The organism is Actinomadura rubrisoli (assembly GCF_004349215.1).
Lineage (GTDB): Bacteria > Actinomycetota > Actinomycetes > Streptosporangiales > Streptosporangiaceae > Spirillospora > Spirillospora rubrisoli.
Genome location: NZ_SMKU01000080.1, coordinates 21,815 through 29,275 on the forward strand (window position 1 = coordinate 21,815; position 7,461 = coordinate 29,275).

Sequence of the window (7,461 nt, forward strand, 5' to 3'; positions counted from 1 at the left end):
TCCGTCAGACGGTGATCTTGGCGGTGGAGCCGGTGCGGTCCTTGGTGATGCGGAGCTGGGCGGGGATGCGCGCGCGCAGCTCGGCGACGTGGCTGACGATGCCGACCGCCCGGCCGCCGTCGCGCAGGCCGTCCAGGACGTCCATGACCTCGTCGAGCGTCTCCTCGTCGAGCGTGCCGAAGCCCTCGTCGACGAACAGGGTGCCGATCTCGGTGCCGCCCGCCTCGGCGGTGACGACGTCGGCGAGGCCCAGCGCGAGCGACAGCGAGGTGATGAACGATTCGCCGCCCGACAGCGTGACCGGGTCGCGCTCCAGGCCCGTCCAGGCGTCGGCGACGCGCAGGCCGAGGCCGCCCGCGCTCTTGCTGCGGTCGCCCGCCGCCTTGTCGACGGTGTGGACGAGCGCGTAGCGGCCCGCCGACATCCGCGCGAGCCGCTCGTTGGCGGCGGCGACGACCTGCTCCAGCCGCGCGGCCAGCACGTACGCCGACAGCGACATCGCGCGCCGGTTCGCGGCGGACTTGCCGGAGGCGAGGCCCGCGAGCCGGTCGGCGACCTCGTGCCGCTGCGCGGCGGGCCGCCAGTCGCGGACGGCCCGCGCCAGCTCGGCGCGCAGCTCGGCGAGGCGGTCGCAGCGGTGGCGGGCGCGGTCGGCGGCGGACGCGGCGCCGGAGTGGGCGGCCTCCGCGGCGTCGAGCGCGGCGCGCAGGCCCGGCAGGTCGGGGCCCGGCCCGGCGGCGGCCGAGGCCAGCGCCGGGTCGGCGAGCAGGTCGCGGACGGCGGCCTCCTCGTCGTCGAAGCGGCGCACCCGGTCGCGCAGGCGCGCCTGGTCCTCGTCGGGCATCGCGGCGGCGGCCACGTCGTCGGGCGTGCGGAACCCCTCGGCCTCGGCGGCGGCCTTCGCGGCGGCGCGCGCGGCGGCCAGCTCTCCGGCGGCGGCGTCGGCCGCGCGCAGCGCCTCGACGGCCTCGGCGAGCGCGTCCGCCTCGCGGGCGAGCCGGGCGATGCGGGCCTCCAGCGTCGCGTCGCCGCCGCGCGCCTCGTCCAGCTCCGAGCGCAGGCGGGCCTGCTCGGCGGCCAGCTCGGCGTCGCGGGTGCGGTGCTCGGTGAGGGCGCCGCCGATCTCCTGGCGGGCGTCGCGGACGCGGTCGAGCTCCAGCTCGTCGCGGTGCAGGGCGGCCTCCAGCCGCTCCGCCTCGGCGGCGCGGGCCGTGACGGCCGCCAGGGCGTGCTCGGCGGCGGCGAGCTCCTCGCCGAGGGCGTCGACGGTCATCTCGCCGGCGGTCTCCAGGAGGCCGTCGCGCTCGGTGCGCCGGGCCTCGACCTCGCCCGCGCTCCGCTCGCGCTCGTCCTGGGCGCGGTCGTAGTCGGCCTGGGCCGCCTCGATCTGCTCCTCGGTGGGGATCAGCGCGAGGGAGGTGGCGGGGCCCGGGTGCTCGGTCGCGCCGCAGACCCGGCACGGCTCGCCGTCGTGCAGCTCCTCGGCGAGGACGGCCGCCATGCCGTCCAGCCGCGCCTGCCGCAGGTCCTGGACGAGCTGGCGCGCCTCCTGCGCGGCGTCGACGGCGGCGCGGTGCAGCTCCTCGATCTCGGCGAGCAGGTGCCCGACCTGGTCGCGGCGCTGCGCGGCGTCGAGCGTGTGGCGGGCGCCGTCGACGGCGGCCTCCGCGCCGGGCAGACCCGCCGCCGCGGCGCGCGCGTCGTCCAGCTCGGAGCGGCGGGCCTCGACGCGCGCCGGGAGGTCGGCGAGGGCCGCGGCGACGCGCGCGTCGTCCTGCTCCAGCCGTTCCAGCTCGCGGGCGAGCCCGGCCCGCGCGGTCTCGATGTCGCGCAGCCGCGCGGCCGTGCCGCGCCGGCCCTCCAGCGCCGCGACCTCGTCGCGGCGGGCCCGCTCGGCCTTGGCGAGGACGTCCTGGGACGCGTTCGGCGGCAGCATCGCCGCGACGCGCGCGCGGGTCTCGTCGGCCCAGCGGCGCGCCTGCCGGACCCGCGCGTCCCGGTCGGCGACCGCCTTCACCAGCGGGACGACCCGGTCGGCGCGGGCGGCGGCGTCGAGCGTCGACGCGACCCGCGAGCGCTCCCCGGCCCGCTCGGTGAGGGCCTCCCGGCGGGCGAGCGCGTCGGCGTGGCGCCGCCGCCGCTCGGCGAGGGCGGTGGCGTCGTTCAGCGCGGCGCGGGCCGCCTCCAGCGTCGCCGCGACCCCGGCGCGCAGCTCCTCGGCCACGGCGCGGACGTCGCCGTGCACGCCCGCCAGCTCCGTCGCCCACGCGGGCAGCGCCTCGACCTCCGCGAGGGGCTCGGCGGCCGCGTCCCCGCGGCGCGGCGGCGGGACGGACGGACGCTCCGCGCGCGGCGCCGGGGAGCCGGCCGCCTCGGCGATCCGGTCGGCGATCGACACCGCCCGCGCGCCCAGCTCGGCGGCCTCGCGCCCGGTCGCGGCGCGGCGGTCGGCCAGCCACTTCTCCACCTGCGTGAACACCTCGGCGGCGAAGAGCCGCTCCAGGACCTTGCGGCGGTCGTCGGCGCCGGCGCGCAGGAACCCGGCGAACTCGCCCTGCGGCAGCATCGCCACCTGGCAGAACTGCGCCGCGTTCATGCCGAGCAGCGTGGACACGAGGTCGCCCGCCTCGTCGAGCCGCGTCGTCAGCGCGACCCACGCGCCGTGCTCGCACTCCTCCAGCAGGACGTTGGCGTGCTCGGTGGTGACGCCCGAGCCGCGCCGCTTGGGCCGCTCCCACGCCGGGGAGCGGCTGATGCGCAGCCGCCGCCCGCGCACGGTCGTCTCCAGCACCACGCGCGGAGCCAGCCCGGGCGGCGCGTGGTCGCTGCGCAGGCCCTTGACCGCGTTGCGCGCGCCGGGCACCTGCCCGTAGAGCGCGAAGCACACCGCGTCGAGCACGCTGGTCTTGCCCGCGCCCGTCCGGCCCTGGATGAGGAACAGCCCGGCGTCCGACAGCGCGTCGAAGTCGATCTCCTCCGTGGCGGAGAAGGGGCCGAACGCGGTCATCTCCAGCCGGTGCAGCCTCACGTGAGCGCCTCCTTCCGGCGGCAGTGCTCGAACGCCTCGTGCAGCAGCGCGCGCTCGGCGCCGCTGGCCGGCCCGTCGGTCACCTCGGCCACGAAGTCGCCCGCGATGTCGAGCTCGGACCGCTCGCGCACCCGCTCGGACCAGGTGCGGGACCCGTCCGTCCCGCCGCCCTCGGGCTCGAAGCCGAGGACGAGCGCGTGCGGGAACCGGCGGCGCACGCGCTCCATCGCGGCGGACGGACGGCGCCGGTCGGTGAGCGTCACCTGGAGCCAGCGGTCTTCGTACTGCTCGAACCGGGCGTCGGTGAGCAGGTCTTCGATGCGTCCGCGGATGCGGGCCACGCGGCGCGGGACGGGGGCCTCCACGAACTCCGCCGAGAGCCCGTCATCACGCAGGTCGATCAGCCAGGAGCCCTTGACGTGCCGCTCCTCGGAGAACGAGTAGGCCAGCGGCGAGCCCGAGTAGCGGACGCGGTCGGTGATGCTCCAGCGGCCGTGCAGGTGGCCGAGCGCCGCGTAGTCGACGCCCTCGAACACCGACGCGGGCACATGGGACGAGCCGCCGACGGAGATGTCGCGCTCGCTCTCGCTGGCCTCGCCGCCGGTCACGAACGCGTGCGCCAGCACGACCGACCGGACGCCCGGGCCGCGGTGCGCGGCGTCGGCCCGGACGCGGCGCATCGCCTCGGCCAGCGTCGCGGCGTGGCTGCGCTCGTCGAGGTCCCACGGGTGGCGGACGAGCTCGGGCTCCAGGTACGGGACGCCGTACACGGCCGCGTCGCCGACGACCACCGGCTCGCCGACCGTCGAGAAGTCGGTGCGGACGTGCACCCCGGCGTCGTCCATCAGCGCGGACCCGAACCCGAGGCGGTGCACCGAGTCGTGGTTGCCCGCGATCAGCACGACGCGGGCGAGGCCCTTCAGCCGTCCCAGCGTGTCGTCGAACAGCCGCACCGCGTCCACGGCGGGCAGCGCCCGGTCGTAGACGTCGCCGGACACCAGCACGAGGTCCACCTTCTCGGCCCGGACGGTCTCGACCAGGTGGTCGACGAACGCCGCCTGAGCGGCCAGCAGGTCCTCGCGGTGGAACGATCTGCCGAGATGCCAGTCGGAGGTGTGGAGGATTCGCATGTCGCAGCAACCATAGGCACCCCCTCCGACACATCCCGCGCAGAAACGCCGACCCATCCCAAACGATCTCTGATTTCCCTTCCCGCACGCTCTAGGCTGGCGCCGTGAGCGAGCGTCCCTATGTGCTGCTGAGCTGCGCGATGTCCGTCGACGGCTATATCGACGACGCGACACCGGAGCGGCTGCGGCTGTCCAGCCCCGCCGACTTCGACCGGGTCGACGCGGTGCGGGCCGGCTGCGACGCGATCCTGGTCGGGGCGGGCACCGTCCGCGCCGACGACCCCCGGCTGCTGATCCGCTCGCCGGCGCGCCGCGAGAAGCGCGCCGCGCGGGGGCTGCCGCCCGACCTGACCAAGGTGACGCTGACCTGGAGCGGCGACCTGGACCCGGACGCGCGGTTCTTCACCACGGGCGGGTCGCCGAAGCTGGTGTACGCGCCGACGGGCGCGGCGGGCGGCCTGGCGGTGCGGCTGGACGGCCGCGCCGAGGTCGTCGACGCGGGCGACCCGCTCACGCTCGGGACCGTGCTGGGCGACCTCGCCGCCCGGGGCGTCCGGCGGCTGATGGTGGAGGGCGGCGGCGGGATCCACACGCTGTTCCTGACGTCGGGGATGGTGGACGAGCTGCAGCTCGTGGTGGCGCCGTTCTTCATCGGCGACCCGTCCGCGCCGAGGTTCGTGGGCTCCGGGGTGTTCCCGCAGGCGCCGGACCGTCCGATGCGCCTGGAGGAGATCACCCGCATCGGCAACCTGGCGCTGCTGCGCTTCCTGCCCGGGACCGGGCGTGGCTGACGCGCCCCCGCACGACCTGGTCCGGGACGACCTGGGCTGGCTCGCCCTGGCCTGCGACCTGGCGCGCCTGTGCCCGCCGTCGCGGACGGCGTTCTCGGTCGGCGCCGTCGTCGTGGACGCGGACGGACGCGAGATCGCGCGGGGCTTCTCCCGCGAGAAGGACCCGCACGACCACGCGGAGGAGTCGGCCCTGGCCAAGGCGGGCGGCGGCCTGGCGGGCGCCACCGTCTACAGCTCGCTCGAACCGTGCGGCGACCGCGCGTCGCGCCCGCGCCCGTGCGCGGAGCTGATCGTCGCCTCGGGCGCGGGCCGCGTCGTGTTCGCCTGGCGGGAGCCGACGCTGTTCGCCGAGGGGACGGGCGCGGAGATCCTCGCCGCGGCGGGCGTCGCGCTGGTCGAGCTGCCGGAGCTGGCCGGGCGCGCCCGCGAGCCGAACGCCCACCTGCTGCGGGGGCCGGGCGGCTGAGGAACCGGTGAGACCGGAGTCTCATCCCCTCTTGCCAAGGCCCCCGTCCGCCGTGCGATGCTGTGACCAAGCAAGCATTCGGTCAAGATCACCGGGTCGCTCCCGTCGAGCAGGAGGCACGGCAGCATGCGCGAGCACGATCGGCTGTTCATCGGCGGCGAGTGGGCCGCACCGGCCGGCACCGGCACGATCGAGGTCGTCTCCCCGCACACCGAGGAGGTCATCGGGCGCGTCCCCGACGGCACCGCGGCCGACATCGACGCGGCGGTCGCCGCCGCGCGGCGCGCGTTCGACCGGGGCCCGTGGCCGCGGATGACGCCCGCCGAGCGCGCGGAGATCGTCGGCCGGCTCTCGGCGATCTACGCCGAGCGGCAGCAGGAGATGGCCGACCTCGTCACCGCCGAGATGGGCTCGCCCATCCTGTTCTCGGTCTTCGGGCAGGCCGCCATCCCGCAGATGGTGCTCCAGTACTACGTCGACCTCGCCTCCTGCTATACCTGGGAGGACGAGCGCCAGGGGATGCTCGGGCCCGTCACCGTGACCCGGGAGCCGGTCGGCGTCGTCGCCGCGATCGTCCCGTGGAACGTCCCGCAGTTCACGCTGATGCTCAAGCTCGCGCCTGCCCTCATCGCCGGGTGCACCGTGGTCGCCAAGCCGTCCCCCGAGACGCCTCTGGACGGCTTCCTGCTCGCCGAGTGGATCCGGGAGGCCGGGATCCCGGACGGCGTCGTCAACATCGTCCCGGCCGGGCGCGAGGCAGGCGCGCACCTCGTCGCGCATCGGGACGTCGACAAGGTCTCCTTCACCGGCTCCACCGCCGCCGGGCGCAGGATCGGCGCGGTCTGCGGCGAGCGGCTCAAGCGGGTCACGCTGGAGCTCGGCGGCAAGTCCGCGGCGATCGTCCTGGACGACGCGGACCTCGCGAGCACCGTCGAGGGCCTGAAGATGGCCTCGCTGATGAACAACGGCGAGGCGTGCGCCGCGCAGACCCGCATCCTGGCGTCCCGCCGCCGCTACGACGAGGTCGCGGGCGCCCTCGCGGCCATGGTCGGCGGCCTCGCGGTCGGCGACCCCGCCGACTACGCCACCGAGATCGGCCCGCTGGTCGCGCGGCGGCAGCAGGAGCGCGTGGAGGACTACATCCGCATCGGCCAGGACGAGGGCGCCAAGATCATCACCGGTGGCCTCGACCGCCCCCGCGACCGCGGCTGGTACGTCGCCCCGACGGTGTTCGGCGGCGTCGCCAACGACATGCGCATCGCCCGCGAGGAGATCTTCGGCCCGGTGCTCGTCCTCATCCCCTACGAGGACGAGGCGGACGCCGTCCGGATCGCCAACGACAGCGACTACGGCCTCGGCGGCTCGGTCTGGACCTCCGACGTCGACCACGGCGTCGACGTGGCGCGCCGGATCCGCACGGGGAGCTGCGGCGTGAACATGTACACCCTCGACCCCAACACCCCGTTCGGCGGCTACAAGAGCAGCGGCATGGGCCGCGAGTTGGGCCCCGAGGGCCTGACCGCCTACCTGGAGCACAAGTCCATCCCCCGCCCCGCCTGACCGGACGGAGGACGGCCGCACGTGGGCACGGCCCGCCGGCGCGGACGGTCAGGACAGCAGCGACACCGTCCAGCCGTGGCGGGTGCGGCAGGCGCGCACGGCCTCGGTCGACGGGACGCCCGTGACCAGCAGCCGCACGCCCGGCACGGGGATCGTCCCGTGGTCGAAGGCGATGGCGCGGAGCTTGTCCGGCGTCACGATGGCGGCCGTCGCGTCGTGGCGCAGGACGGCGTCGAGCAGGGCGCGGGCGCCGGTGCCGTGCACGCCGGCGAGGGTGGCGCCCTGGGTGAGGCACAGGTCCACGAGCCCGATGAGGGTCGGCGCCGGGACGTCCCGCCCGCACAGGACGAGCACGTCGCCGTCGCAGAGCCCGACCTGCCTCTTATACACATCTTGACGCTGCCGACGATAAGGCTCGTTCCGGCTTCGGTGGTCCCCGAACCATCAATAAAAACCAAAAAGAAGACTCAATAACACATGTCTCTT

Annotated in this window: 6 protein-coding genes; 3 read left to right on the plus strand and 3 right to left on the minus strand. The window is 75.9% G+C overall.

What is annotated here, in order from left to right; translation table 11 throughout:
* Positions 1-4: 4 nt before the first annotated feature.
* Complete coding sequence (locus E1298_RS17435) at positions 5-3,028, minus strand: AAA family ATPase (protein WP_131894472.1); 3,024 nt, start codon at positions 3,026-3,028, stop codon at positions 5-7.
* Positions 3,025-4,158: an exonuclease SbcCD subunit D gene (locus E1298_RS17440; RefSeq protein ID WP_131894474.1), complete on the minus strand. Its 1,134-nt coding sequence runs from the start codon at positions 4,156-4,158 to the stop codon at positions 3,025-3,027. The genes E1298_RS17435 and E1298_RS17440 overlap by 4 nt, the downstream gene beginning before the upstream one ends.
* Positions 4,159-4,262: 104 nt before the next feature.
* Here E1298_RS17440 and E1298_RS17445 point away from each other — a divergent pair, with 104 nt between their 5' ends.
* The 3 genes from E1298_RS17445 (at position 4,263) to E1298_RS17455 (ending at position 6,975) form a co-directional block, all read left to right on the plus strand.
* The gene (locus tag E1298_RS17445; RefSeq protein ID WP_165975504.1) at positions 4,263-4,949 is read left to right on the plus strand and encodes a RibD family protein; all 687 of its coding nucleotides are present in this window, start codon (positions 4,263-4,265) and stop codon (positions 4,947-4,949) included.
* Positions 4,942-5,415 carry a cytidine/deoxycytidylate deaminase family protein gene (locus tag E1298_RS17450; RefSeq protein WP_243725631.1) on the plus strand — a complete coding sequence of 158 codons (474 nt, stop codon included), beginning with the start codon at positions 4,942-4,944 and terminating at the stop codon, positions 5,413-5,415. Before E1298_RS17445 ends, E1298_RS17450 begins: the two co-directional genes overlap by 8 nt.
* A 126-nt stretch (positions 5,416-5,541) precedes the next feature.
* The gene (locus E1298_RS17455; protein WP_131894476.1) at positions 5,542-6,975 is read left to right on the plus strand and encodes an aldehyde dehydrogenase; all 1,434 of its coding nucleotides are present in this window, start codon (positions 5,542-5,544) and stop codon (positions 6,973-6,975) included.
* 48 nt (positions 6,976-7,023) lie between these two features.
* Here the strand turns inward: E1298_RS17455 and E1298_RS17460 are convergent, their stop codons facing one another.
* A complete protein-coding gene (locus tag E1298_RS17460) occupies positions 7,024-7,365 on the minus strand; it encodes a hypothetical protein (protein WP_131894478.1) in 342 nt (113 codons plus the stop codon).
* Positions 7,366-7,461: the final 96 nt, after the last annotated feature.

Bases quoted from the DNA above. Each gene is read 5' to 3' on its own strand.
- E1298_RS17440 (WP_131894474.1), bottom strand. From the start codon at position 4,158: ATGCGAATCCTCCACACCTCCGACTGGCATCTCGGCAGATCGTTCCAC.
- E1298_RS17455 (WP_131894476.1), top strand. From the start codon at position 5,542: ATGCGCGAGCACGATCGGCTGTTCATCGGCGGCGAGTGGGCCGCACCG.